19 protein-coding genes are annotated in these 24,994 nt (G+C 72.3%); 8 read left to right on the top strand and 11 right to left on the bottom strand.

Features of this window, described 5'->3' with window-relative positions; all coding sequences use genetic code 11:
* The first annotated feature begins 115 nt into the window (after positions 1-115).
* Positions 116-1,489, top strand: a complete 1,374-nt coding sequence (locus ACFY6S_RS10305; RefSeq protein ID WP_388821633.1) for a pyroglutamyl peptidase — start codon at positions 116-118, stop codon at positions 1,487-1,489.
* Positions 1,490-1,507: 18 nt separating this feature from the next.
* Here ACFY6S_RS10305 and ACFY6S_RS10310 read toward each other — a convergent pair whose 3' ends face one another.
* Positions 1,508-2,308, bottom strand: a complete 801-nt coding sequence (locus ACFY6S_RS10310) for an EI24 domain-containing protein (protein ID WP_388821357.1) — start codon at positions 2,306-2,308, stop codon at positions 1,508-1,510.
* Between the two features lie 156 nt (positions 2,309-2,464).
* Between ACFY6S_RS10310 and ACFY6S_RS10315 the strand changes: the two genes are divergently transcribed.
* On the top strand, positions 2,465-5,047 hold the full coding sequence (locus ACFY6S_RS10315) for a M14 family zinc carboxypeptidase (RefSeq protein WP_388821360.1): 2,583 nt from the start codon (positions 2,465-2,467) through the stop codon (positions 5,045-5,047).
* A gap of 63 nt (positions 5,048-5,110) precedes the next feature.
* Here the strand turns inward: ACFY6S_RS10315 and ACFY6S_RS10320 are convergent, their stop codons facing one another.
* From ACFY6S_RS10320 to ACFY6S_RS10335, 4 genes are all read right to left on the bottom strand, one after another.
* Positions 5,111-6,580, bottom strand: coding sequence for a family 43 glycosylhydrolase (locus ACFY6S_RS10320; protein ID WP_388821363.1), 1,470 nt, complete (start codon positions 6,578-6,580; stop codon positions 5,111-5,113).
* Positions 6,581-6,593: 13 nt separating this feature from the next.
* Positions 6,594-7,568 (bottom strand): arabinan endo-1,5-alpha-L-arabinosidase, encoded by a 975-nt coding sequence (locus ACFY6S_RS10325; RefSeq protein ID WP_388821366.1) that lies wholly within the window; start codon positions 7,566-7,568, stop codon positions 6,594-6,596.
* Between the two features lie 247 nt (positions 7,569-7,815).
* Positions 7,816-9,321 carry an alpha-N-arabinofuranosidase gene (locus ACFY6S_RS10330; RefSeq protein WP_388821369.1) on the bottom strand — a complete coding sequence of 502 codons (1,506 nt, stop codon included), beginning with the start codon at positions 9,319-9,321 and terminating at the stop codon, positions 7,816-7,818.
* Positions 9,322-9,788: 467 nt separating this feature from the next.
* Entirely contained in the window at positions 9,789-10,808 is a 1,020-nt protein-coding gene (locus ACFY6S_RS10335) for an NADP-dependent oxidoreductase (protein ID WP_388821372.1), read from the bottom strand.
* A 117-nt stretch (positions 10,809-10,925) separates the two neighbouring features.
* Between ACFY6S_RS10335 and ACFY6S_RS10340 the strand changes: the two genes are divergently transcribed.
* The 4 genes from ACFY6S_RS10340 to ACFY6S_RS10355 all read left to right on the top strand — a co-directional run bounded on the left by ACFY6S_RS10340 (position 10,926) and on the right by ACFY6S_RS10355 (position 14,986).
* Positions 10,926-11,360 carry a MarR family winged helix-turn-helix transcriptional regulator gene (locus ACFY6S_RS10340; protein WP_388821375.1) on the top strand — a complete coding sequence of 145 codons (435 nt, stop codon included), beginning with the start codon at positions 10,926-10,928 and terminating at the stop codon, positions 11,358-11,360.
* A gap of 116 nt (positions 11,361-11,476) precedes the next feature.
* Positions 11,477-12,037, top strand: a complete 561-nt coding sequence (locus ACFY6S_RS10345; protein WP_388821378.1) for a hypothetical protein — start codon at positions 11,477-11,479, stop codon at positions 12,035-12,037.
* A gap of 188 nt (positions 12,038-12,225) precedes the next feature.
* Positions 12,226-13,269, top strand: coding sequence for a rod shape-determining protein (locus tag ACFY6S_RS10350; RefSeq protein WP_388821381.1), 1,044 nt, complete (start codon positions 12,226-12,228; stop codon positions 13,267-13,269).
* 157 nt (positions 13,270-13,426) lie between these two features.
* The gene (locus tag ACFY6S_RS10355) at positions 13,427-14,986 is read left to right on the top strand and encodes a GAF domain-containing protein (protein ID WP_388821636.1); all 1,560 of its coding nucleotides are present in this window, start codon (positions 13,427-13,429) and stop codon (positions 14,984-14,986) included.
* 36 nt (positions 14,987-15,022) lie between these two features.
* Here the strand turns inward: ACFY6S_RS10355 and ACFY6S_RS10360 are convergent, their stop codons facing one another.
* From ACFY6S_RS10360 to ACFY6S_RS10375, 4 genes are all read right to left on the bottom strand, one after another.
* Entirely contained in the window at positions 15,023-15,856 is an 834-nt protein-coding gene (locus tag ACFY6S_RS10360) for an SAM-dependent methyltransferase (protein WP_388821384.1), read from the bottom strand.
* Positions 15,857-16,073: 217 nt separating this feature from the next.
* Positions 16,074-17,345 (bottom strand): MFS transporter, encoded by a 1,272-nt coding sequence (locus ACFY6S_RS10365; protein WP_388821387.1) that lies wholly within the window; start codon positions 17,343-17,345, stop codon positions 16,074-16,076.
* Positions 17,342-18,550, bottom strand: a complete 1,209-nt coding sequence (locus ACFY6S_RS10370; RefSeq protein ID WP_388821390.1) for a PLP-dependent cysteine synthase family protein — start codon at positions 18,548-18,550, stop codon at positions 17,342-17,344. Before ACFY6S_RS10370 ends, ACFY6S_RS10365 begins: the two co-directional genes overlap by 4 nt.
* A gap of 173 nt (positions 18,551-18,723) precedes the next feature.
* Complete coding sequence (locus tag ACFY6S_RS10375; RefSeq protein ID WP_388821393.1) at positions 18,724-19,278, bottom strand: hypothetical protein; 555 nt, start codon at positions 19,276-19,278, stop codon at positions 18,724-18,726.
* A 313-nt stretch (positions 19,279-19,591) separates the two neighbouring features.
* Between ACFY6S_RS10375 and ACFY6S_RS10380 the strand changes: the two genes are divergently transcribed.
* Positions 19,592-22,003, top strand: coding sequence for an ATP-binding cassette domain-containing protein (locus tag ACFY6S_RS10380; RefSeq protein ID WP_388821396.1), 2,412 nt, complete (start codon positions 19,592-19,594; stop codon positions 22,001-22,003).
* Between the two features lie 83 nt (positions 22,004-22,086).
* Here ACFY6S_RS10380 and ACFY6S_RS10385 read toward each other — a convergent pair whose 3' ends face one another.
* The gene (locus ACFY6S_RS10385; RefSeq protein WP_388821399.1) at positions 22,087-22,611 is read right to left on the bottom strand and encodes a MarR family winged helix-turn-helix transcriptional regulator; all 525 of its coding nucleotides are present in this window, start codon (positions 22,609-22,611) and stop codon (positions 22,087-22,089) included.
* A 272-nt stretch (positions 22,612-22,883) separates the two neighbouring features.
* Positions 22,884-23,642 carry a DeoR/GlpR family DNA-binding transcription regulator gene (locus tag ACFY6S_RS10390; protein WP_388821402.1) on the bottom strand — a complete coding sequence of 253 codons (759 nt, stop codon included), beginning with the start codon at positions 23,640-23,642 and terminating at the stop codon, positions 22,884-22,886.
* Positions 23,643-23,715: 73 nt separating this feature from the next.
* Here ACFY6S_RS10390 and ACFY6S_RS10395 point away from each other — a divergent pair, with 73 nt between their 5' ends.
* Positions 23,716-24,981: an MFS transporter gene (locus ACFY6S_RS10395; protein ID WP_388821405.1), complete on the top strand. Its 1,266-nt coding sequence runs from the start codon at positions 23,716-23,718 to the stop codon at positions 24,979-24,981.
* Positions 24,982-24,994: the final 13 nt, after the last annotated feature.

The following is a 24,994-nucleotide window of genomic DNA, read 5'->3' on the forward strand; positions in this document are numbered from 1 at the left end:
GGAGACACACCCGGCCGCCGTGCGCCATGGTCATCCGACCGTCGCGGAGGCGATACTTCCGCCACCCGACGGAAGGATCCACGTGGAACTCGCCAGGCTCACCCACCGGAGCACGATACGGCCGCGCCCGCAGCGGCTCACCCGCGTACTCCTCACCGCCACCGCCCTCGCCCTCGCCCTCCCGCTCACGGCGCCGGCGCCGGCCGGCGCCGCCGAGGCGCGCACCGGCTCGGGCGGCGGCTCGCGCACCGGCACGGCCACCACCGACGCCGCCACCCGGCCGGCGGCCCCGGTGGCCGAGTTCACCGTCGAGGAGCAGCGGCTCGACCGGGCCGTGCCGCGCGAGATCCTGCGGCGCTCCGGCTTCGACGCGGTGGCGCCGGAGTTCGTACGGTCACTGCGCGGCGCGCGCACGCCGGCCGCCGCCGAGCGGGCCGTCGTCCGGCACGGAGCCGCGCTGTGGAAGCGCGCGGTGGACCGGGTGCGGGGACGCGGCCCGGCCGGCGGTGACCTGAGCCGGGACGACGACCGTCCGCTGTACTGGGCGCGTCTCGCGATGAGCCGTGAACTACGCCAGTGGCAGCCGGAGTTCGGGCTGTCGGAGGCGGCCCGGACGCGGCTGCTCGGGAAGCTGGAGCGGTCGTCGCGCGGCCAGGACTCCATGACGTTCCCCGGCAAGGACGCCAAGGGCACCAGGGGCGCAGGCGACGCCAAGGGCAGCAAGGGCGGCCGCGTCAAGCGGATCGTCGTGACCGGCTTCGACCCCTTCACCCTCGACCGCGACATCCGTATCAGCAATCCCTCGGGGGCGACCGCGCTGGCCCTGGACGGGACCGTGATCAGGACCGCCGACGGACCGGCCCGGATCGAGACGGCCGTCTTCCCCGTGCGCTGGGGGGACTTCGCCGACGGCACGGTGGAGGAGGCCCTGCGCCGCCCGCTGGCCGGGGCCGATCTCTTCACGACGGTCAGCCAGGGCCGGGTGGGCAGGATCGACGTGGAGCGGTTCAACGGCGCCTGGCGCGGCGGGTTCGGGGACAACGACAACGTGTCGCGGACCGGTCTCGTACCGGTGGCCGACCCCGCGTCCCAGCCCCAGTGGACGACGACCAGCCTGCCGTACCGCGCGATCGTGGCGGCGGACACCGGCCGCTTCCCCGTGTACGACAACACGTCGGTGACCGAGGTCCCGGCGGGCGGGAGCACCCCGGTGGTACGGCCGGAGGGGCCGACGCCCGGATCGGCGGCCCGCGCCGGAGGCGGCGGGGACTATCTGTCCAACGAGATCGCCTACCGGGCCACGCTGCTGCGCGACCGGCTGGGCCTGGACATCCCGGGCGGCCATGTGCACACCCCGGTGCTCCAGTTCGGGGCGGGGAACACCGATCCGGCGACGGGCACGGTGACCGACCCGGAGTTCGTGCGGAACCGGCTCGACATCGTCGCGCAGGTGCGCGCCATCATCCGGGTGGCGGCCGAGGCGTCCTGACGCCCCGGCCGGACCCGACTAGGTGTCCAGCGTGAGCGGTACGTCGTCGCGCCGACGCGCCGCCGGCTCCTCGTCCCCCGCCGGCGGCGCCGTCAGCTCGCGCACCATCAGCGTCGCTCCCGCGACCGCGCCGGGCATCAGGAGGACCGCCACGAAGGGGACGAGGAAGGCGAGCGCGAGCGGAACACCGAAGCCGAGGGCGAGCATCCGCCGGCCGCGGAGCAGGGTGAGGCGGTCCTTGAGCTGCATGTCACGGCGGCCCAGCGCCACCGCCGTCAACTCCTCGGCCAGGAAGAACCCGGAGACGCAGAAGCCGAGCACGGGGATCACGGTCTGACCGACGACCGGGATGAACCCGAGCGCGAAGAGCAGCACGCCGTACAGCGCGACCCGCAGCAGAATCCGCACGCTGTCCCGGGCCGATATCCAGAGCCCGCGCCAGAACGACAGGGCGGACTCCGGGACCTCGCCGCCCTCCTCGCGGTCGACGTCCTCCGAGAGCGACTCGTAGAACGGCTGGCCCACGAGCAGGGTCACGGCCGTGAAGGTGATCACCGCGAGGAAGAGCCCGAGCACGAAGACGAGCGCGGTCAGGAAGCCGCGGAACAGCCCGAGCCAGGGCGCGGACCAGCCGTCGGCGAACGGGGTGGCCCAGGCCGTCAGATCGTCGGCGCCGTAGCCCAGGCCGACGAGCGCCCCCGCGTACAGCACCAGGGTGATCAGGCCGGGCAGCAGCCCGAAGCCGAACCGGCGGCCGTGCCGGCCGACCCACCGCTGGCCCTTGATCAGATAGCCGAAACCCGCACCGAGGTCATGCATGGAGAGCAGCCTACCGGCGGGGTCGGACAACGCCTCCCGGCGTCCAACACCTCTTGTCCTCCGGGAGATCAGCGGGTAGACACCCCGTAGCGATCAACACCGATCAGCGTCGATCACCTTGCCTCACTTCCGCCTCTCTCCGGAGGAACCAGACGCATGGGTATACCCAGACCCGTTCTGCTGACCACCGCCGTCACCGCCGGCGCCCTGCTGCTCGCGCCGCTCGCCACCGCCGCGCCCGGCCCCGGCACCGCGCCGGGCCCGTACCCCGTACGGGAGCGCGGCGGCCCGGACGCCGGGACGGCCGCCGCCCTCGCCGGACTCGCCGCCGCGCCCGCCCTCCCCGGCGACGCCCGGCCCGACAGCACGCTCCGCAAGGACACCGGCTATCCCCGCCGTACGGTGCTCAAGGCGCCGCCGGTCGACCCCGCCGACAAGTCGATCAAGCTCGGTCTCACCCCGTACCACTCGCTCGCTCCCCGGCTCAACGCCCTCCAGAAGCTGGGCGACCGCGTCAGCGTCGAGGTCGCCGGGCAGTCGGCGGGCGGGCACGATCTGTATCTCGTCACCGTCACCGCGCCGGAGAGCACCGGGCAGGCGCGCGAGCAGGAGCGGATGCGGGAGCTGATCGGCGACTCCCCCGCGACCGCGGCCAAGGACCTTCGGATCAAGTCCTCCTACAAGACGCCCGTCTTCATCAACAACAACATCCACGGCAACGAGTGGGAGGGCACCGACGCCGCCCTCGAACTCATCGAGGAGCTGGCGAAGGCCAAGGACGCGAAGACCGCGGGACTGCTCGCCAGGAACCGGATCTACATCAACGTCACCGCCAACCCGGACGGCCGCATCGCCGGGACCCGGGCCAACTCCAACGGCTTCGACCTGAACCGGGACTTCATCACCGCCTCCCAGCCCGAGGCCCGCGCGGTACGGCGGATCGGCGTCGAGAAGCAGCCCGCCGTCATGCTCGATCTGCACGGTTACGTCAACGGCACCCTGATCGAGCCCACCACCCCGCCGCACGGCGAGAACTACGAGTACGACCTCTTCCTGAAGAACAGCTACGCCAACGCCCTCGGTATGGAGAAGGCGGTGAAGGACCTCGGCCACACGCCCGCGAAGGACGGCGTCGAGCCGCCCGTCATCCCCTTCCGTGACCAGCAGGAGGGCTGGGACGACTGGCCGCCGATCTTCACCCCGCAGTACATGGCCTTCCAGGGCGCGGTCGCCTCGCACACCGTGGAGTTCCCGATGCGGGTCAACAACGCCTCGTACGACTCCCTTCCGGTCGAGGAGCTGCGCCGGCGCTCCGCGATCAACACGGACATCGCGGGCGCGGTGATGCGCGCGACGCTCGACTACACGCTCAGCCACCGCACGTCGGTGATCGCCGACCAGATCGAGTCGTTCCGGCGGGGCGCGGCGGGCGAGGCGCAGCGGCCGGTGTCGGAGAAGACGGTGCCGGGTGTGCCGGGTATCGGGCCCGAGGACGTGTACACCACCGACTTCCCCCGGGCGTACGTGATCCCGGCGGGCGCGGGACAGCGCTCGACGGTCGCGGCGGCCCGGCTGGTGGATCATCTGGTCGCCAATGACGTACGGGTGAAACGGGCCGCGCTCGGCTTCCGGCTGGGCGGGCGCTCGTACCCGGCGGGCTCGTACGTCGTCGACATGCGCCAGCCCAAGCGGGGCATCGCCAATGTGATCCTGGCCGAGGGCCGGGACATCAGCGCGGACGTCTCCACCATGTACGACATCTCGGGGTGGAGCCTCGGGCTGCTGTGGGGCGCGCGGGTGGACCGGGTGCAGCGGGCGGACGGCGCGCTGCGTGTCACCGGCCGCGACGTGTCGGCGGCCTCGCCCACCGGTTCGGTGGCCGGCGGCGCTTCCGGCCGGGGCGATCTGCGGCTGGCGCTGGACGACCCGAAGGAGCTGGCGGCCCTGAACTCGCTTCTGGAGGGCGGGGTTTCGGTGCGGCGCGCGGCGGACGGCGCGGCGATCGTACCGGCCTCGGCGCGGCGGCGGGCGGCCGTGCTCGCGGATCGCCACGGGGTCGTCTTCGGCGCCGCGAAGGAGAAGGGCACGGGTGCGGTGCACCGTACCCGGGTGGCAGCGGCCGTGACGCCGGGCGAGCGGTTCGCGCTGCGGGAGATGGGCTTCGCGGTGACGCCGGTGTCGACCGGGGTCCTCAACGCGGGCTTCGACTGGTCGGCGACGGACGTGCTGTACGTCTCGTCCGGCCTGGCGTACGGCGGTCTGGACCCGGCGGCGCGCGCGGCGCTCGACGGCTTCCTCGCCGGGGGCGGGCGCGTGGTCGCGCTCGGCTCGGCGGGCGCCGCCTTCAACACCGCCGCCGGGCTGCTCGACGTGCGGCCGGTGGCGGGCAACGCGGACGCCAACGGTGTGGTGCGGGTGACCAACGCCGGGGGCGCGATCACGGGCGGCGCCCCGGCGCACGCCTTCGTCTACTCGCCGCTGTGGTTCACCGAACTCGGCGCGGGCGTACGGGCCGACCAGTCGTACGCCTCCGGCCGCCCCCTGGTCTCGGGCCACTGGCGGGCGAAGGAGGACGGCACGGGCGGGCCCGTGGACGCGGCGGGCCGGGCGTCGGTCGTCAGCGGTCTGTCGGCGCGGGGTGTGCCGGTGGTGCTGTTCGGCACGGAACCGCTGTTCCGCGACCACCCGAAGGGGCTGTTCCCGCAGGTGGGGCGGGCGCTGCTGGGCGCCGCGGGCTGACGGGAGCGCCGTATGCGGCGGGCCGCCGCTCCCGTTCGAGCGGCGGCCCGCCGTCTGCGTTCGTCAGGCGGGCTTCAACTGCCATTGCTGGCAGGCGTTGCCGAGCCAGGACCACTGGCGTACGTCCGCTCCTTCGCCGGTCGAGCAGTCCGCGACGTCCGCGACCTTCCCGCTGCGGGCGTTGACGATCCGCACCCAGCCGCCCCCGTCGGTGACGACGAACCGGAAGGACTGGCAGAGGTTGTCCAGCCAGGACCACTGGCGCAGGTCGGCGCCGTCCGCGACGGAGCAGTCCGCCGTGTCGAGGACCTTGCCGCTCGCGGCGTTGACGAGCCGGCTGGTGTCGTTGCCGAGGTCCTCCACCCGCCAGCGCTGACGCGCGCCGCCGTCGCAGCTCCACTGGATGACGTTCGCGCCGTCCGCCGTCGAACCGCCTTCCACCTCAAGGCATTTGCCGCTGTTGCGGTTGACCAGGGTGTAGCCGGTGGGGGTGGCGGCGCTCTCGCCGGCCGGTCCGGGGCGGGTGGTGCCGAGGGCGAGCGGGGTGCCGAGGTTCGGGGAGCCGTCCGCGTTCCAGGTGAACTTCTGGGCGCGGGTGGTGCGGGCGTTGTCACAGCCGCCGCTCGCGGAGCTGTTGGCGTGGTAGACGATCCAGTTCTCCGTTCCGTCGGGTGAGGTGAAGAAGCCGTTGTGGCCGGGGCCGTAGACCCCGGCCGCGTCGGCGCGGCTGAGGACCGGGGTGGGCTTCTTGGTCCAGGACGAGGCGCTCAGCGGATCGCTCCCGGTGTAGGTGAGCTGGCCGAGCTTGTAGTCGGGGGTCCAGCAGCCGCTCGCCGAGTAGACGATGAAGGTCTTCCCGGCGTGCTGGAGCACTTCGGGGCCCTCGTTGACGGTGCCGCCCGTCCGTTCCCAGTCGTAGGTCGGTGTGGAGATGGTCGAGAAGCCGCCGCTCAGGGTGTACGGGTTGGACATGGGCGCGATGACGAGGTTCTGCGTACCGCCGCCGCTCGCGCTGCCCAGCAGGTACAGCGAGCCGTTCAGGGTGAGCAGGCTGGCGTCGAGCATCCAGGAGCCGCCGAGCTGACCGCGGTAGGTGTAGGGGCCCATGGGGTCGGAGCCCGCGCTCTCCAGGACGTGGACGCGCTGGGTGGGGTTGTAGTCCACGATGCCCTGCCCGGCCACGTAGTACAGGTACCAGCGGCCGTTGCGGAAGTGGATCTCGGGAGCCCACATGTTGCAGCAGCGCGAGGAGGTGGAGTCGGTCCACACCTGGACGCTGGGCGCGGTGGCGAGCCCGGCCAGGGTGGGCGACTTGCGCATGGTGAGTTCGGACGTCCAGGAGGTGGTGATCAGGTAGTAGTCACCGTCGTAGAACTCGATCCACGGGTCGGCGCCCTTCCGGGACTTGACGGGGTTGGTGTACGGACGGCCCTCGGCGGCCCCGGCGGGCGGCGCGACGACCGCGACGAGACCGGCCAGCACGACGAGGAGGAGGGCGATCAGGAGGGCCGGCGGACGCTCGGTGCGTGACATGTCCCGGCCCCCGTCAGTACGCCGTGGGCCAGCCGCCGGACCAGCTCAGCAGATTGACGCCGAGCTTGGGCGTGCCGTTGTCCTGGCCGTCGTAGTAGTGGTAAACGAGCAGGTCGCCGTCGCTGTCCGGCATGACCGACTGGCCGCCGGGGCCGATGTAGCGGTCGTGGCCCTCCAGCACGGGCGAGCCGCCGTTGTTCATCATGTTCACGCCGTTCTTGTCGACGTAGGGCCCGGTGGGGCTGGTGGCCCGGCCGACTTTGATCCTGTACGTGGAGCTGGTTCCGGCGCAGCACGTGTCGTACGAGGCGAACAGGTAGTAGTAGCCGTTCCGTTTGACGACCGTGGGCCCCTCGACGGCCTTGGTCCCCGTCGGGCGGGAGGCGAGGCTGTAGCGGGTGGTGTCGCCGGCGTACTGCTTGCCGGTCGACGGGTCGATCCGGATCATCTTGATCCCGGTCCACCAGGAACCGAAGGCCAGCCACCACTTGCCGTCGTCGTCGACGAGGAGGTTGGGGTCGATGGCGTTGTAGTCGCTGCCCTGGTTGGAGGTGTAGACGATCCCGTAGTCGGACCAGCTGCCGGGCTGCCCGGTGGCCGAGCCCGCGAGTCCGATGGCCGAGGTGGAGGAGCCGAAGGTGGAGACGGCGTAGTACATCAGGTACTTGCCGCCGCGGTATGAGATGTCCGGCGCCCAGGGGTCCTTGGCCGGCGAGTAGGTGGACCACCAGCTCGGGAGGGTGGTGAAGGCGGAGGAGCTGCGGCTGAAGGCGATCCGGTCGGTGGAGGTACGGGCCTGGAGCCCGTCGCCGGTGGAGTAGAGCAGGTACTGCCCGGCGGAGGTGCGGATCATCGTCGGGTCGTGGACCACGATGTCGCCGCTGACCCGGCCGGGGTTGGGGTAGGCCGAGGCGCTGCTCGGTACGAGGGCGAGGAGCAGGGCGGCGGGGAGGGCGAGGAGCGCGGTTCTGCGGGAGGTGCGGCTCACGCGGATCTCCTTGCGATGTGGGGGGGGAGGCGGTGCGATGGCGGAGACCTTTCGCGTTCGGCATGGCGAACCACGCTCGTCACCGCGAACGGGAAACTAGAGTCGAAGCGCTTGCGCGTCAACGGTTCGCACAGACTTGCTTCGCGCCCACCGGCACCCCACCGCTTGTCCCGCGCCCCCGCCCCCGGCCCGGCCCGCGAGGTCGGGCGATCTGCCTGTTCGGGCCGGGTGGATCAGGTCGGTCGGATCAGGCCAGTCGGATCAGGTTCCAGGACAGCGGCTCCAGCGTCGCCCTGAGCGTGCCGTCGGCGAGGGTCGCGCCCTCCCCGGCGTGCGGGGCGACCCGTTCGCGGTCGGTCAGGGTGTTCCTGGCCTCGGGGTCGGCGTCGGCGAGGACGCTGTGCTCGACCAGCTCCGTCAGGCCGAGTCCGGGGAGCAGCACCTCCAGCGGCAGCGGCCGCGTCTGGCTGCGGTTGACGGCGAAGACGGCGACCGCGCCGTCGTCGGCCCGGACGGCGGTGGCGTGCAGCAGGTCGACCTCGCCGTACTTCCCGGTCGGGTGCGACGGGGAGTCGACCCGTACGTCCAGCACCGTTCCGCGCCCGTACGTGGACGCCTGGGCGAAGGGGAAGAAGGTGGTCTGCCGCCAGGCGGGGCCGCCGGGCTCGGTCATGATCGGCGCGATGACGTTGACGAGCTGGGCGAGACAGGCCACCTTCACCCGGTCGGCGTGCCGCAGCAGCGCGATCAGCAGGGAGCCGAGAACGACGGCGTCGGTCACCGAGTAGACGTCCTCCAGCAGACGGGGCGCCTCCTGCCACTCCTCGACCCGGTGGGGGTTGGGCCGGTCCATGTACCAGACGTTCCACTCGTCGAAGGAGAGGTTGATCCTCTTCTCCGACTTCAGCTTGGCCCCCACATGGTCACAGGTCGCGACGACCTTCTCGATGAACGCCTCCATGTCCACGGCCGAGGCGAGGAAGGAGTCGCGGTCGCCGTCCTTCTCCCAGTAGTAGCTGTGCAGGGAGACATGGTCGACGAGGTCGTAGGTCTCGGTGAGGACCGTGGCCTCCCACGCGCCGAAGGTGTCCATGCCGGAGTTGGACGAGCCGCAGGCGACCAGCTCGATGTCCGGGTCGATCTGCCGCATCGCCCGCGCGGTCTCGGCGGCGATCCGCCCGTACTCCTCGGCCGTCTTGTGGCCGGTCTGCCAGGGCCCGTCCATCTCGTTGCCCAGGCACCAGAGCCTGATGCCGTACGGGTCCTTGTCGCCGTGCGCGGCGCGGCGGTCGGAGAGTTCGGTGCCGGCGGGGTGGTTGGCGTACTCCTGCAACTCGATGGCCTCGGTGACGCCGCGCGTGCCGAGGTTCACGGCCATCATCGGCTCGGCCTCCGGGCCGGCCTTGCGCACGAAGTCGATGAACTCGGCGAGTCCGAACCGGTTGGTCTCGGTGGTCTTCCAGGCCAGGTCGAGCTTGCGGGGCCGCTCGTCCACCGGGCCGACGCCGTCCTCCCAGCGGTAGCCGGAGACGAAGTTGCCGCCGGGGTAGCGCAGCGCGGTGGGGCCGAGTTCGCGGACGAGTTCGAGTACGTCCGCGCGGAGCCCCGCCTCGTCGGCGGTGGGGTGGCCGGGCTCGTGGATGCCGGTGTAGACGCAGCGGCCGAGGTGTTCGACGAAGGAGCCGAAGAGACGGGGGTTCACCTCACCGACGGTGAAGTCGGGGTGCAGGGTGAAACGGGCGGGTCGGTTCATGACTCCCTCATCTGCGGTCAAAGGCCGGGGCGGGCAGGGATGGTGGGACGCGCGGAGAGATACGGCGAGGTAACTCCGGCCGTGCGCAAGCGCTTCGATGGTTCCGTCGAGGGCGGGGAAGGGGTGGCGGTGAGACGGCGCTCCACCTCCCTGACGTTCGACATCCCGAACCATGACCGGCACTTCGAACCGGAACGTAAGGTGGATCGGAAAGGCGCGTCAATGCTTCGCGCAGAAAATCCGCGCCGGGCACGGGTGACGGACCGGGACGGGGGCGAGGTCGCCGCCCCGCCGGGCCGGGAGACCGGGGGGAAACACGGAGGGCCGCATCCCGGCTCAGGCGGGATGCGGCCCTGCGGGATACGGCCCTGGGGACGCACGGGCGGCGGTGTGGTCGCCTCGGCCGCCCGGTCTGATCAGCTGCGGGCGAGAGCGTCCGCCGCCGGTCGGTCGGAAGTCGCCGCCGGTCAGCCGCCGATGGAGACGACCATCTTGCCGGTGTTCTCGCCGCGCAGCACGCCGAGGAACGCGTCGAAGCCGTTCTCCATGCCGTCCACGATGGTCTCGTCGTACTTCAGCTCGCCCGAGGCGAGCCAGCCGCCGACTTCCTCGACGAACTGCTGCTTCAGTCCGAAGTGGTCGCCGACGAGCATCCCCTGGAGGCGCAGCCGCTTGCCGATGACCAGGGCGAGATTGCGCGGGCCGGCGGTCGGGGCGGTGTTGTTGTACTGGGCGATCGCGCCGCACATGGTGACCCTGCCGTGGGTGTTCAGCGTGGCGATCGCGGCTTCGAGGTGATCACCGCCGACGTTGTCGAAGTAGACGTCGATCCCGTCGGGAGCCGCCTCCTTGAGCTGCTCACCGACCGGGCCGCTCTTGTAGTTGAACGCCGCGTCGAAGCCGTACTCCTCCACGAGAAGCTTGACCTTCTCGTCCGAGCCCGCCGATCCGATCACCCGGGAAGCGCCCTTCAGCCGGGCGAACTGCCCCACCTGGCTGCCGACAGCGCCGGCCGCTCCGGACACGAAGACCGCGTCGCCCTCCTTGAAGGACGCCGTCTCGAAGAGACCGGCGTACGCGGTGAGGCCGGTCATGCCGAGGACACCGAGGTACGCGGAGAGCGGCGCGAGCGAGGCGTCGACCTTGGTCCCCTGCTCGGCCGGGAACTCGGCGTACTCCCGCCAGCCCAGGCCGTGCAGGACATGGTCCCCGACCGCGAACCCCTCGGCGCGCGAGGCGATGACCTCACCGACCGCCCCGCCGGCCATCGGCTGGTCCAGCTCGAAGGGAGGGACGTACGACTTCACGTCGTTCATCCGGCCCCTCATGTACGGGTCGACCGAGAAGTACAGGTTCCGGACCAGGATCCGGCCCTCACCGGGCTCGGCCACCGGGACCTCGCGCAGGGCGACGTCGGACGGCTTGGGCCAGCCGTGCGGGCGGGCGACGAGATGCCAGGCGCGGCCGGAGGTGGGGAGTGCGGTCATGGTGCGGGTCCTCCTCGGACGGTTCTTCGGCGATGAGCCGGACAGAAGCTTCACTACATGAAACAACAATGCTCCTGAATATTTCATGTTGTCAAGCAAGCGGGTATCCTCGTGTCCATGGCCACTGAGCGCAGAGACCCACTGACCCTCGAAGTCGTCGAGCTGATCGGGACAGTCGTGGCCCGCTATTACGAGGAGTATGAGCAGGCGGCGGCCCAGCACGCGCTGACCGGCGCGCAGGCGCGCGTGTTGCGGCTGCTGTCCCTGGAGCCGATGCCCATGCGCCGGATCGCGCGGAATCTGAAGTGCGAGCCGTCCAACATCACCGGCATCGTGGACCGGCTGGAAGCACGCGAGCTGGTCGAGCGGCGCCCGGACCCGGCCGACCGCAGGGTGAAGCTCGCCGCCGCGACCGAGAAGGGCCTCGCGACGGCGGAGCTGCTGCGGGACTCGCTGGACTTCGCCCGCGAGCCGCTCGCCGGGCTGACGGCGGCGGAGCGCGGGGTGCTGCGCGATCTGCTCAAGCGCATGGTGGGCGAGAGCGCGGCCTGAGCGCCCCGCACCGGTCACATCCGCCGGACCCGGCCGGGGACATCCGTGCGGGCACCGCTCTCCCCCGGCCCCCGGCCCCTGTGCGCGGACGCTCCCGAAGCGGGCAGGATGGCCGTATGTCGTCCCCCGGGCCGTTCGGGCCGCTCGAATTCCAGCTGGTGCTGTTGCGCAGGATGGCCGACCACCAGCCGGAGCTGGTCGAGGACGCCCGCCGCGAACTGGGCGTCTCCCTCGCCACCATGCGTGAGGCCAACCGCCGCTGGCAGGCCATGACGCGCTCACCGCGCGCCCGGGGCGCGCTGTCCCGCTACCGCTCCGTACTCGGCGCGCCCGAGCACACCTTCCGGCGGCGGGTCGGCGATCTGGACTGCGAGGCGCTGCTGTGGCCCGTACCGCTCTGGCCCCGGCTGCGCTTCGAGGTGACGACCGGGCCGGGCGGGGCCGTATGGAACGAGTGGCTGGTCCGGGCACCGGGGGCGGCGGGGCCCGAGCCGCGTACGCCCGAGGAGCTGCGCCCCTGGTCCTGCACGGTGGACGAGGTGGCACGGGCGTTCCCGCCGGCCCGGCCGATGGAGGGTGACGCCCCGACGCGGCTGCGGCTCGCCTGCACGGCGCCGGACGGCGGGCAGCGGATCGCGGAGTTCACCTGGGGGCTGCTGCAGCGCTGGTCGGAGTAGGTTCCGCGCTCCGGCGACCAGGCCGCGGCGGTCGGGGCCGGCATCTCCGTGCCCGGTTCTCCTCACCCGGTGTGCCGTGCTCCGTACGGAGCAGCCCAGCGGGCAGGGCGGCGCGGCGCGGCGCAGGATGCGAAGGGAACCGGCCGCCGCCGGTGAACCGCCCGCCAGCGCTCTCGGGAGAACCTGCCGTGACCGTCAGTCTTGAGCAGTTGCGCCGCTGTCACATCGCCGTCGATCTGGGGGCCGCCAGAACCCGGGTCTACGTGAAGGGGGTCGGGCTCGTCGTGGACGAGCCGAGTGCCGCCGCCGTCAACACCCGTACGGGCGCGCTCATCGCCGTCGGCACGCTCGCCGAGCGGATGACGGGCCGTACCCCCGACTACATCCGGGTGGCCCGGCCCGTCAGAGGCGGGACGGTGGTCGATGTCGAGATGGCGCAGCGGATGCTCCGGCACCTCCTCGGCGACAAGCTCCGCCGTCAGCTGCGCCGCAAGCCCCGGCTGCGGGCCGCCGCCTGCACGCCGCACGACAGCGATCCGCTGGCCCAGCGCGCGACCGTCGAAACGCTGGTGGGCCTCGGTGCGCGCCGGGTGGAGCTGGTCGACACACTGATCGCCGCCGCCGTCGGCAGCGGGCTGCCGGTGGAGCAGCCGACCGCCACCATGATCATGGTGTGCGGCGCGGCGACCACGCAGGTGGCGGTGCTCTCGCTCGGTTCGATCGTCACCGCGCAGCGGATTCCGGTCGGCGGGAACGCCATCGACCACGCGGTCATCCAGTACCTGCGCCATCAGCACGAGCTGCTGCTGCCCAGCCATTCGGTACGCCCGTTGCAGCTCGCGCTGAGCGGCAACGGCCTCACCGCGCAGGGGCCTTCGAAGACCGAGATCCACGGCAGGGACGTGGCGACGGGCATCGCCCGTTCGGTGCTGGTGGACACCGCGGCCGTACGGGAGGCGATCTACACTCCGCTGACCGCCGTCCTGGACGGCATCGGCAAGGTGCTCCGGGACTGCCCGCCCGATCTGGTGGCCGACCTCGCGGACCGGGGAATCATGATGGTCGGCGGCAGCGCGCTGCTGCCGGGGCTCGACCAGATGCTGCGCGACGCGACGGGTGTGCCGGTGGCCATCGCGGAACGGCCCGACGTCTGTGCCGTACTGGGCCTGGGCGAGATGCTGGAGGGCAAGGTCAGACCGATGGTCCTGGACCCGCTGGCCGAGGCGCACTGAGGTCCGCCGGGTGAGCGAGGGGCCGACGGGCGGCGGGCGGCCGGACGGACACGCGGACGAGCGGGCGGAAGGGAAGCCGGACGGGCAGACGGGCGCGCGGCCGGCGGCCGACGCGCCGGGCCCGTCCGGAGACGGCCGCGCGGCCCACGGCCCCCGGCTGCCACTGCTGCTCGAAGCCGTGCTCGGTATCGGCACGGATCTCGAACTGCGCGCCACGCTCCAGCACGTCGTCGACACGGCCGCCGAGCTCATCGGCGCGCGGTACGGCGCGCTCGGCGTCGCCGATCAGGAGCGCGGCGGGCTGACGGAGCTGTTCACGTCCGGCGTGAGCGACACCGAGCGGCATCGCGTCGGACGGCTGCCCGACGGGCACACCGGACTGCTCGGGGCGCTCATCGACGAGGCCAGGCCCATCCGGCTGGACGATCTGACCACCGACCCCCGGTCCTGCGGGATGCCGCCGGGCCACCCCGCGATGCGGTCCTTCCTCGGCGTCCCCGTCGAGCTGGACGGGGAGGTCTTCGGCAATCTGTATCTGACGGAGAAGCGGACCGGTTCCTTCACCGAGCAGGACCAGAGCCTGCTGCGGGTGCTGGCCGCCCAGGCCGCCGGCGCCATCGGCACGGCGCGGCTGTACGGCACGGCCCGCCAGCGCGAACGGTGGATCGAGGGGGCCGCCGCCGTCACCACCGCGCTGCTGACCGGGCGGAACGCCGTGGACGCGCTGGTCACGGTCGCCGAGTCGGCCCGGGTGCTCGCCGACGCGTTCGCGGGGGTGGTCCTCCAGCCGACCGAGGAGGGCGGGATGGAGATCGTCGCCGCGTCCACGGTGGACGACCCCGGCGACATCGTCGGCACCACCATCGAACCCGGCTCTCCCGTACTGGTGCAACTGCTGGGCGGCGAACCGGTGTTCATCGAGGACTCGTCCACGGACCCCCGGATGACCACCCATGTGAGGTCGCGCTTCGGCCCGTCCATGATGCTGCCGCTCCAGAGCGGCGGGAAGCTGATCGGTACACTCGCCCTGCCGCGCCGCCGGGGCGGCCGGCCGTACCGGGGGGTGGACCGGCTGCTGGCCACCCAGTTCGCCTCGCAGGCCGCGCTGGCGCTGGTGCTGGCGGACGCGCAGCACGACCGGGAGCAGCTCGCGGTGTACGAGGACCGCGACCGGATCGCCCGCGATCTGCACGATCTGGTGGTGCAGCGGCTGTTCGCCACCGAGATGATGCTGGAGTCCACCCGGCGGCGGGTGACGGGAGGCGGCCTCGACGAGTTGCTCGGCCGGGCGGTGGACGAGCTGGACTCCACCATCCAGGAGGTACGGACCACGATCTTCGCGCTTCAGCAGCCCCCGGCCGACGGACCGACGAGCGTACGGGGGAAGGTGCTGCGCGAGACGGGGGGCGCGGCGGTCCTGCTGGGCTTCCGGCCGTCCGTACGCTTCACGGGCCCGGTGGACACCCTGGTGGGCGAGCCGGCCGGCCGGGAGCTGCTCGACGCGCTGCGCGGCGCGCTGGCCGCCGCGCACCGGCGGGCCGGGGTGACGGCGATCGAGGTGGAGGTCGACGCGACGGCCCGGCTGCCGGGTGACCGGGACGGGGTGCGGCTGACCGTACGGGACAACGGGCTGCGCGACGACGCCCGGGGCCGGAACGGCGAGGACGGGGCGGACGGCGTACGGGGGACGACCGTGACCTGGGAGGCGCCGCGCTGACCGCGGCGCCCCACCGCTCCCCTCGCGGCCCACGGGCTACGGCTTGCGGCCCACCCCGCAGTACGCGTCCACCGCCGGCGCCCCGACCCCGGCGTCGTCGGTGCCGTCCGCCGCCTGGCGCCACCGGGTGACCTGGGCGACACCGGGCTCGACCAGGTCGAGCCCGTCGAAGAACCCGCCGATCTCCTCGACACCGCGTACGTGGTACGGCACCGCGCCGCTCGCGTTGTACGCCTCCGACGCCGCGATCATGCCCGCGCTGGTGGAGGTGGAGTCGCTGATCACCAGGTAACTGCCGGACGGCAGACCGGACATGAGCCGCGTCACCAGCGAGCGGGCCTGCTCGTGGTCGGCGACGTGCCCGAGCGTGTTGAGGATCATCAGCGCGACGGGCCGCGCGAGGTCCAGCGTCTCCTCGGCGGCCTTGAGGATCGTCTCGGGCTCGTACAGATCGGCGTCGAGGTAGTCGGTCCTGCCCTCGGGGGTGCTCGTGAGCAGCGCCCGCGCGTGCGCCAGCACCAGCGGGTCGTTGTCGACGTAGACGATCCGCGAGTCCGGCGCGAGGCGCTGGGCGACCTCGTGCGTGTTGTCCGCTGTCGGCAGCCCCGTACCGATGTCGAGGAACTGCCGTACGCCCTGGTCCACCACGAGATGCCGGACGGCGCGCCCGAGGAAGTGACGGCTCGTCAGTGCCACGTCGACCAGGCCGGGGAAGATCTCCTTGATCTGGTCCCCCACCGCGCGGTCGATGTCGTAATTGTCTTTTCCGCCAACGAAATAATTCCAGAAACGCGCGGAATGCGGCTTTCCGGTGTCGATCCTGGCCCGGATGGCCGCGGACGAGTCAACACTGGGGTCACGATCGGACACGGGAGCGCCTCCTGTGGTGAACATGTGCACAAACGATGTGCGCCCAACCTACAAGGCGGCGGGGAACCGGATCACCGTCAACTGGTCATCCGGGAAACGGATTTGGGCGACCCACCGGCGCCGGGCCGCCGAACCGCCCGGCCGCCCGAGCCGCCCGAGCCGTCGCGGGGCGGCAGGGGCGGTACGGGCGGTTCGGGCGACGAGGGCGAGCGGGCGGTCAGGCGGCCACAGCCTCGGTACGGGGTACGCGGCCCGCCAGGGCTCCGGTGCGGGAGAGGGCGAGGACCGCGAGCGCGCAGCCCAGACCGGTCGCGGTGAGCGTTGCCCAGACCAGCCAGGACGCGTGGTGGCGCCCGGCGAAGTCCCACAGGGCGCCGGTGGCGAGGTTGCCGAGGGTGATGCCCAGCCCGGAGAGGGTGTTGTAGAAGCCGTAGTGCGTGGCCACCAGCCGGTCGCCCGAGAGCGTGACGATGGTGTCCATCTCGAACGGGTACACCACCGCGCCCCCGACAGCCAGCAGCACCACCGCCACCGCCAGGGCGGTGAGTACGGCGGCGGGCGCGCCCCGGTCGGTCGTCGCGGTCAGCAGGGCGAGCGGCGCGAAGGCCGAACCCATGATCATCAGTCCGTACACGAGCGCCCGCGGGCCCGTCCACCGCCGGCCTGCCCAGCCGGTCAGCCGCAGCTGCCCCAGGACCGCCACCGCCGCGGAGAGCACGAACAGCCCGCTGGTCGCGACGGAACCCGCGCTGCCCAGCGTCTCGCCGACGGCCAGCGGCAGCGCCAGGTAGACCTGGAAGGCCAGGACGTACGAGCCGATCATGGCGAGCGAGAACAGCAGGAACGGCCGGTTGGCCGCCACCGTCCGCCACTGCGACCACACACTGTCCGGGCGCCGTCCGCCGTCGGCGGCGGTCCCGTCGCCGGGCAGGGCGCGCCACTGCACGAGGGTCAACACGGCGAAGATCAGAGCGGCGACGGTGCACACCACCCTGAAGTCGGCCACCAGCAGCGCCAGTCCGACCGGCGGTCCGAGCAACATGCCTGCCTGGTAATGGACGTTGAACGCGGCGAAAGCCTCCACCCGGCGGTCGCCCGCCTCGGCGGCGAGAGCGGCGCGCACCGCCGGATTGAACAGGGCTCCGGCGAGCCCGGTGGCGGCGGACGCGATGATCAGGGCCGGCAGCGCGTCCACCCATCCCAGCAGCGCGAATCCGGCGGTGCGCAGCAGACATCCGGCGAGGATCGGCGCCTTGCACCCGTACCGGTCGGCGAGGCTCCCGCCGAGGAGGAACAGACCCTGCTGGGAGAGGTTGCGTACGCCGAGGACCAGGCCGACCGACCACGCGGCGAGGTCCAGATCGCCGGAGAGATGGGCGGCGAGGTAGGGCATGAGCATGTAGAAGGCGCAGTTGATGGCGAACTGATTGGCCATCAGAAGCCTTACGGCGGGTGGGAAGGAGCGAGTGGTGGCCCATACGGATTTCATCGGGACACCTCCACCGGGCCACGGGGGCTCGTCTCCGCGTCTCGTACGGTGCGGGCCGCGCCGAGCGCGTCCCGTGCGGCCGGCGGGTCGACGACCGTGGCGCACCGCGTCCAGCGGGTGACCGCGCGCTCGTCCGGGCGGGCGATCTCGTCCGGGGCCTCGGCGGGCGGCGCCACCAGCAGCGCGTGCTCGCGGCAGAAGGCGTCCGAGTAGAGCGTGCCCGTATAGCGGTGCGGTCCGTCGGGGAAGACCGCCACGATCCGCGCCTCGGCGGCGAGCCGGTCCGCAAGATGCCGGGCCACCAGCGCGACCGCGCCCACGCTCCAGCCGCCGCTCGCGTACCGGTCGCGGGCCAGGGCGCGGGCCGCCCACGCCGCCTCACCGGCCGCGACCCAGTGCACCTCGTCGAAGATCGTGTGGTCGACGTTGCGTGGATGGATGCTGCTGCCGAGACCGCGCATCAGCCGGGGCGCGACCGGCTGCCCGAAGATCGTGGAGCCGGTCGCGTCCACCCCCACCACCCGCAGCGCGGGGAAGAATCCGCGCAGCACCCGCGCGATCCCGGCCGAGTGCCCGCCGGTGCCGACGCTGACGACCAGGGCGTCGATCGTGCCCAGTTGGGCGACGAGTTCGTGGGCGAGCCCGGCGTAGGCCGCCACGTTGTCGGGGTTGTCGTACTGGTCGGGGCACCAGGCGTCCGGATCGGCCGCCAGCAGCTGCGCCACCCGCTCGCGCCTGGCCTGCTGCCAGCCGCCGGTGGGATGCGGTTCCGGTACGACGTGGAGGTCCGCGCCGTACGCCGTCAGCAGGCCGCGCATCAGCGGCTCCGTACCGGGGTCGGTCACCACGGTGACCCGGTGGCCGAAGGTCACCCCGGCCAGCGCGAGGCCGAGGCCGAGGGTGCCGGAGGTGGATTCCACGATCCGGCCGCCCGGCCGCAGATCACCGCGCTCGCGCGCCCGGGCGGTCATGTACAGGGCGGTACGGTCCTTGATTCCGCCGGGGTTGCACCCCTCCAGCTTGGCCCAGAAGCCACGCCCGCCCCGGGTGAACGGCTCCCCCACCCAGAGCACGGGCGTGTCACCGACCAGTCCGGCGGGGGTGTGGACGGGCGGGGAAGCGGGCGTGCGGAGGGGCGGGGAAGCGGGCGTGCGGAGGGGCGGGAAGGCGAAGGCCGGTGAAGAGGGCATGCCGAGTGAGGTCATGTACGGGTCTCCTACGAGGCGGAGTGCGGGGGGAAGTGACGGAGGACGGAACCGTTCGGGCCCCGCGCGGGGAAGCGACGGAGGACGGAACCGTTCGGGCCCCGCGCGGGGAAGCGACGGAGGACGGAACCGTTCGGGCCCCGCGCGGCGGACAGCCGCGCGGCCCGGCCCCGTCAGGTCCGCCACACCCCCAGCGCCGCCCGCGCCCGCGCCGGGCGGCCCCACTCCGGTTCGGGCCGTCCGGGCCCTGCCCTCCCCCGCTCCGGCGCGGGCGGCTCCCGCTCCGGGTCGGCCTTGCCGCTCGCCTCGCCACTCGCCCCGGGCGGCGTCCACCGTCCGGCCGGGTCCACGGTCACGGGCTCGTCCGCGCCCCAGCATCCGGCCGAGGCGTCCGCACCCGTGGCAACAGCCTGGAGGGGAGCCGGCGCCAAGTCGGAGGCGGCGGCCGACGCGGGCCCGGAGGCCGACGCGGGCTCCGAGTGCGACGCGGGCCCGGAGTGCGGCGCGGGCTCCGAGGCCGATCCCGAGCACGGGGGCCGAGGTTCCGACGCCGTTCCCGAGACCGGCGCCACGGCGCTCGTGAGCGGCAGCGAGTCGGCGCGCGGCCCGGCGGCCGGTTGCGGGCCATGGGCACACGCGAGCGCATGGATCAGCACGGCCAGCACCACGGCCACCACCGACCAGCCGCCCCGCGCCACCCCGCGCCCGCCCGACATCACCACCGACACACGACGGACAGTAGCCGACCGGTCACGCCGGGCGCGTGATCCCCTCCGGCGCCGATCAGGACCCGACACCGACCAGGACCAGGACCGGTCAGGACCAGAGCCCCATCAGGATCAGGACCGGTCCGGGACCGATCAGGAATGGAGAAGCGGAAACCGCTCCCCGCTCCGTAGCGTGTGGGTACCCGCCGCGGACATCCGGCAGAAAACGGCGACGCAGCATAATCGGACGTACTGCTCGTAACCGGCCGGATCGAGCCGGGCGACGCGACGCCGACGGAACGGCGAGCAGGCCCAACCCGGAGATGGAGACACGATGAGCATGGCCCCGAGGACGGACACGCGGTCGCCCGCGCCGCGCGATCCCGCGCGGCACAGCGCCGACAGCCACGATCTGATCCGTGTGCACGGCGCGCGGGAGAACAATCTCCGGGATGTCACCGTCGAGATCCCGAAGCGCCGGCTGACGGTGTTCACCGGCGTCTCGGGCTCGGGCAAGAGCTCCCTCGTGTTCGACACGATCGCCGCCGAGTCGCAGCGGCTGATCAACGAGACGTACAGCGCCTTCGTCCAGGGCTTCATGCCGACCCTGGCACGGCCCGATGTCGACGTACTGGACGGCCTGACGACCGCGATCATCGTCGACCAGCAGCGGATGGGAGCCCACTCCCGTTCGACGGTCGCCACCGCCACCGACACCGGCGCCATGCTGCGCATCCTGTTCAGCCGGCTCGGCCGGCCGCACATCGGCTCGCCCCGGGCGTTCTCCTTCAACGTCCCCTCCGTCAGCGGCGCGGGCGCGGTGACCGTCGAACGCGGCGGGAAGACGGTCAAGGAGAGACGCGAGTTCAGTGTCACCGGCGGCATGTGTCCGCGCTGCGAGGGCATGGGCACCGCATCGGACATCGACCTCGCTCAGCTTTTCGACGACTCCAAGTCGCTCGCCGAGGGCGCGATCACCGTCCCGGGGTACAAGACGGACAGCCACTGGACCGTACGGATCTTCGCCGAGTCGGGCTTCCTCGACCCGAAGAAACCGATCCGCGACTACACCGAGGCCGAGCGGCACGACTTTCTGTACCGCGAGCCGACCAAGGTGAAGATCAACGGCATCAACCTCACCTACGAGGGGCTGATCCCCAAGGTCAGGAAGTCGTTCCTCGCCAAGGACCGCGAGGCGCTCCAGCCGCACATCCGCGCCTTCGTGGAGCGGGCGGTGACGTTCACGGCCTGCCCCGAGTGCGACGGCACCCGGCTCAGCGAGGGCGCCCGGTCCTCGAAGATCGACGGGATCAGCATCGCCGACGCCTGTGCGATGCAGGTCAGCGATCTGGCCGCATGGGTGAGCGGCCTGGACGAGCCGTCGGCGGCGCCGCTGCTGACGGCGCTGGGCGAGACCCTCGAATCGTTCGTCGGCATCGGGCTGGGCTATCTCTCGCTCGACCGGCCGTCGGGCACCCTCTCGGGCGGCGAGGCGCAGCGCGTCAAGATGATCCGCCACCTCGGCTCCCCGCTCACCGATGTCACCTATGTCTTCGACGAGCCCACCATCGGTCTCCATCCCCACGACATCCAGCGGATGAACGACCTGCTGCTCCAGCTGCGCGACAAGGGAAACACCGTGCTGGTCGTGGAGCACAAGCCGGAGACCATAGCCATCGCCGACCACGTGGTGGACCTCGGCCCCGGCGCCGGTACGGCGGGCGGCGAAATCGTCTTCGAGGGCACCGTCGAGGGGCTGCGGGCCGGTGGCACGCTCACCGGGCGGCATCTGGACGACCGCACGTCGCTGAAGCCGACGGTACGGACGCCCCGTGGCGTACTGGAGGTGCGCGGCGCCGGCACGCACAACCTGAAGGACGTCGATGTCGACATTCCGCTCGGCGTGCTCGTCGCCGTCACCGGGGTCGCGGGCTCCGGCAAGAGTTCGCTGATCCACGGCTCGGTGGCCGGGCGGGACGGCGTGGTGACGGTGGACCAGTCGGCCATCAAGGGCTCCCGGCGCAGCAACCCGGCGACCTACACCGGGCTGCTGGAGCCGATCCGCAAGGCGTTCGCGAAGGCCAACGGGGTGAAGCCGGCGCTGTTCAGCGCGAACTCCGAGGGCGCCTGCCCGAACTGCAACGGCGCCGGTGTGGTCTACGTGGACCTGGCGATGATGGCAGGCACCGCGACCACCTGCGAGGAGTGCGATGGCAAGCGGTTCCAGGCTTCGGTGCTGGACCACCACCTCGGCGGCCGCGACATCAGCGAGGTGCTCGCGATGTCGATGGCGGAGGCGGAGGAGTTCTTCGGCACGGGCGAGGCGCGCACCCCGGCCGCCCACAAGGTGCTCGGCCGGCTCGTGGACGTCGGGCTCGGCTACCTCACCCTGGGCCAGCCGCTCACCACGCTGTCCGGCGGCGAGCGGCAGCGGCTGAAGCTCGCCACCCACCTGACCGAGAAGGGCGGTGTGTACGTCCTCGACGAGCCGACCACCGGCCTGCACCTCGCCGACGTGGAACAACTGCTCGGCCTGCTGGACCGGCTGGTCGACTCGGGCAAGTCGGTCATCGTCATCGAGCACCACCAGGCGGTCATGGCGCACGCCGACTGGATCATCGACCTCGGGCCCGGCGCCGGTCACGACGGCGGAAGGGTGGTCTTCGAGGGCACCCCCACCGACCTCGTCGCCTCGGGCTCCGCCACGCTCACCGGCGAGCACCTCGCGGCGTACGTGGGGAGCTGACCGGGGGGCCCTGGGGGGGCTCGGGGGCCACGAAGCCCGCCGGTCCCTCCCGGCGCCGGGACCGAGAGCGGCGCCGGGGCCGGCTAGACCGTGGGCGGCGGGTCCTCGTCCAAGGCCGCCAGATGGGCCGCCACATCGTCGGCGAAGCGACCCAGGAGATGTCCGAGAGCCTGTCGGTCCTCCTCGGACCAGCCGCTGATGGCCTCGGTGAACCAGCCGACGATGGACCGCGTGTAACGCTCCGCCGCCGCCGAGCCCTCGGCGGTCGGCTCGATCAGGCTCGCCCGCCGGTCGAGCGGGTCCGTCACGCGGTGGACCAGCCCCCGCCGTTCCAACTCCTGCACCAGCCGGGTCACATGCGGGCCGACCACCTGCATCTTCTGCGCGATCTCCCCGATGCGCAGCGGCTTCTTCGCCAGGCCGACGGTCAGGAGCACCGACATCGCGGGGCGGTCCAGCCGGATGTCCGCGGCCTCCGTGGCGCGCTCGACCAGACGTCCGCGGCTGATCGCGCTCTGGAGCTGTGTCAGACGGGGCATCACGGCCAGAACGTCGGCGCCCGGCTGACCTTCGTCGCGCCCCGGCTCATCTGCTGACTGCGGGCTCATCTCGACTCCACGTGCATGCGTAAGTGAGGCAACCATATGCCGACCTGCGGCGTCGCCGCTCACACGCGAGGCTGAGCGGGACACTGCTCCCCGGCGCCTCGCGTCCGTCCCGCCACGCACAGCGAAGGCCCCGGATGTCAGGCTCCGGGGCCTCCGCGCTCAGGGGGCTGTGCTCAGCAGGGCTGTGGCTCAGCAGGGCTGTACTCAGCGGGCTGTGCTCAAGGCGCTGGAGCCGTGCTCAAGGCGCCGTGCTCAGCGGGGCGGCTGTGCTGTCACACCTTCCGTACGGTGACACCGGCCGCGATCAGCGCGTCGGTCTCCTCGTCGGTGGCGGAGTGGTCGGTCACCACGGCGTGCAGGGCGGATGTCGGTGCGACGAAGGCGAGCGCCGTGCGGGAGAGTTTGGCGGCGTCGGTCACCGCGATGACGCGACGGGCCGAGGCGATGGCGGCGCGCTTCACGGCGGCGTCGGCCAGATCGTAGGCGGTCAGCCCGTCGGCGGCGGTCAGCCCGCAGCAGCCGATGACGGCGGTGTCGAAGCGCAGGGAGGCCAGGGAGGCTTCGGTCAGCGGGCCGGTCAGGGCCAGTTCCCCGGACCGTGGCTGGCCGCCGGGCAGGAGCAGGGTCAGCCGCGGCGCGCCCGTCAGCGCGTTGGCGGCGTGCAGGGACAGCGGCATGACCGTCAGACTTCGGTGGCGCAGCGCGCGGGCCACCTCCAGGCAGGTGGTGCCGCTGTCCAGGACGACCGACTCGCCGTCCGCGATCATTTCGGCCACCTCGGCGGCGATGCGTCGCTTGATGTCGAGCCCGTCCTGGACCCGCAGGTCGAACGGGGGCTCCTCGCCGCGCAGGAGCAGGCTCCGCGCCCCGCCCCGGTAGCGCTCCAGGACCCCCTGGTCGGCCAGGACCTCCAGGTCGCGGCGGATGGTCATCTCCGAAGCGCCGGTGAGGTCGGCCAGTTCCGTGACGCTCAACCGTCCGGTCTCCCGCACGGCGTCGGCGATCTTCTTCAGTCGCTCCGTGGCTGCCATGCCTTGATTGAACATTCACGGCGTTCGTAATGCAACTTTACGCACACCAGACCTGTTCGTTATGGTCGCAATCATGAACAAGACGCTGAGGGCCGGCCGGCTGGCCACGTTCGCCTTCTTCGCTGTTGTCGGCTTCGACATGGGCATGTGGATCGTGCATATCCCGGCCATCGAGGACCACGTCGGCATCAGCCACGCGGTGCTGGGATGGCTCCTTCTCCTGCTCGGCGCCGGCGCCTTCACCGGCATGCAGGTGACCGGGCCGCTCATGGACCGTTTCGGCGCCCGCAAGGTGGTCCCACTGAGCGCGGTGGCCTGTGCCGCCTCCATGGTGCTGCCCGGTCTGGCGGCCAACGCCTGGACCCTGGGCGCGGCCCTGCTGGTGTTCGGTTTCGGCAGCGGCTGCCTGGACGTCGCGGCCAACGCCCATGCCGTACAGGTGGAGCACGCGTACCAGCGGCCCATCATGTCGGCGTTCCACGCGCTGTTCTCCATCGGCGGCGTGATCGCCGCGGCCATCGGCGCCCTCACCCTCACCTGGGGCTGGAGCACACCCGTGACCCTGGGAGTCATGGCCGTGCTCAGCCTGGCCGCGACCGCGCTCGCCGCCCCGGCCCTCCTGCACCCGTCCCCCGCCGCCCCCTCCGCCGCGTCCACCACCACGCCGGCCCCTACCTCTGCCTCTGCCCCGACCCCGGCGGACCCCGCCCCCGCCCCGTCGCCCGGAGCCAAGCCCCGCCGCAGGACACCGCGCCTCATCTGGGCGCTCTCGATCCTGGCCTTCATGCTCATGCTCTGCGAAGGGGTCGCCAACGACTGGAGCGCGCTGCACCTCAAGGACGTGCTCGGCGCGCCCGCGGCCACTGCCGCCCTGGCGTACGGCATGTACTCCACCGCCATGACCGCCGGCCGCCTGCTCGCCGACCGCGTGGCCGCGCGGGTGGGGACCGTCGCCGTACTGCGCTACGGGTCGGCGCTCTCCGCGGGAGGCATGACGCTGGCGGCGCTCGCTCCCAACGTGCCGGTGGCGCTGGCGGGTTGGACCGTCTTCGGGATCGGGCTGTCCGGCTGCATTCCCCAGCTTTTCAGCGCCGCGGGCCACAGCGATCCCGCCGCGGCCGGTGCCAACGTCTCCCGGGTGTCGGGCCTCGGCTACATCGGGATGCTCGCCGGTCCCGCCGTGATCGGGCCGATGACCCAGGCCGTCCCGCTCAACCTGGCCTTCTTCCTGCCCGTCGCCTTCTGCGTGATCGCCTGCCTCACCGCTCCGATCCTCAAGTCCCCCGTCCCGTCCTCGGTCGAGGCGGGCCGGAGCGGCACCGAGCGGGCCGTCGCCTGACAGCCGCCCCCAC

Source organism: Streptomyces sp. NPDC012835, assembly GCF_042900885.1.
In the GTDB taxonomy this organism is placed as follows: Bacteria; Actinomycetota; Actinomycetes; order Streptomycetales; family Streptomycetaceae; genus Streptomyces.